The sequence below is a fragment of the Oleiphilus sp. HI0067 genome (assembly GCF_001635735.1).
On sequence record NZ_LWFI01000091.1, the window covers coordinates 1 to 1434 of the forward strand.

The 1434-nt window shown below is 42.5% G+C and carries 2 protein-coding genes; both read right to left on the reverse strand.

The genetic code is table 11. The annotated features are described in order from the left end of the window. A partial coding sequence (locus A3739_RS01335; protein ID WP_068499947.1) for a hypothetical protein occupies window positions 1-526 on the reverse strand: 526 nt, incomplete at its 3' end. A gap of 206 nt (window positions 527-732) precedes the next feature. Further along, window positions 733-1395 carry a cupin domain-containing protein gene (locus tag A3739_RS01340; RefSeq protein WP_197471938.1) on the reverse strand — a complete coding sequence of 221 codons (663 nt, stop codon included), beginning with the start codon at window positions 1393-1395 and terminating at the stop codon, window positions 733-735. Between the last annotated feature and the right edge of the window lie 39 nt (window positions 1396-1434).

The following is a 1434-nucleotide window of genomic DNA, read 5'->3' on the forward strand; positions in this document are numbered from 1 at the left end:
ACGCATAACCATTACTAGTTAGTACATAACGGTCGAACACATCACCATCAGTAAAGAAGAAGTTTACAAAGCGGTTAGAAGTCCAGCTAACTTGGTTTCCGTCTGCAAGTAGATCATCAATCTGATCACCAGAGATCGACGCTACGATATTGTTATCGTCGCTCACATCACCGTTGTAGAACGTAATGCTGTTGTAGTCATCAACCGATCCCCAAAACAAACCGAAAAAGTTGTAAGTTTCGTCAAGCAAAATAGTTGCTGAACCATTTTGGTTAGGGTTTGGAACACTCAAATATTCACTGGTAATGCCAAAAGGAGGCGCACTTTGATTTGTACCACTTGGCGTTGAGTAGACTGTGTAGTCTCCAGAGATATTACCTACATTGCCTTCGTCAAAATCAATGATATCTAGGCTATCAGATACTGTACTTACAAATTGATTTTCGGCTTCAACAGTTGTTATCAAACCTGCTTGTGCAGATACACTCGCTGCCAATAAAGCGCTCGCTAATACTACTTTTTTCATTTTTAGCTCCGAACTATCGTCCATGAAACATTATGTTAGTTACATATGGTTACATAATACCTATTCAGAGAAACATTACTAGTTCGAAAGATATAAACGTAGCGAAACTGAGCACTATTTCACCAAGTTAATAGGCTTCTTAGCGTTTGGAGATCAAATATTAGGGGCAAAGTACTTTTACTCTGCCCCCAAACTTAAGGCTCAACTTAGATTGGCAAATGACCTGTTTTGACATAAATGGTGCAACCATCTTCTTTTGTGAAGGGGTGATGCTGGCTCATATGTGGTGAACGAATCCATGTTCCTTTCGGGTATTCACCATGCTCATCATAGAAAGTACCTTCGAGAACAAAGATTTCCTCCCCGCCCCAATGTCTATGTGGATTAAAAATAGTATTGGGAGCCCAGCGCACTAGTGCGACATGTTCCCCTTCAAACTCATGCAGGGGCATGACAGAGAGACCTTCAACTAAGCCGGGTAACCAAGCAGTTGACGTTGTATCGATACTAAATTGCCACGTATCTCGCTGATCAAACTGCTGAAGCTTTACAAAGATCGTCGCACCTTGATCGCCAATTTTGGGTTGATGCGCCGTACCAATTGGATTGCGGACATAGGTACCTGCTGGGTACTGACCATGTTCGTCTTCAAACACACCGTCTAATACAAAAAACTCTTCGCCACCCGTATGGGTATGCGGGGAGAATTCACTATTTGCTTCGTATCGCACAATCGATGTTGCTCGCGCGACTTCATCACCAATACGGTCCAGCATCATGCGCTCGACACCGGGCATAGGTGAATCAACCCAATGATAATCTTGTGGCGCGACAACAAAACGGTCTGAAAAATCTGAGCGGAGTTCCATAGTTATTTCTTTCTATTTCTACACATATAAAAAAGGGTC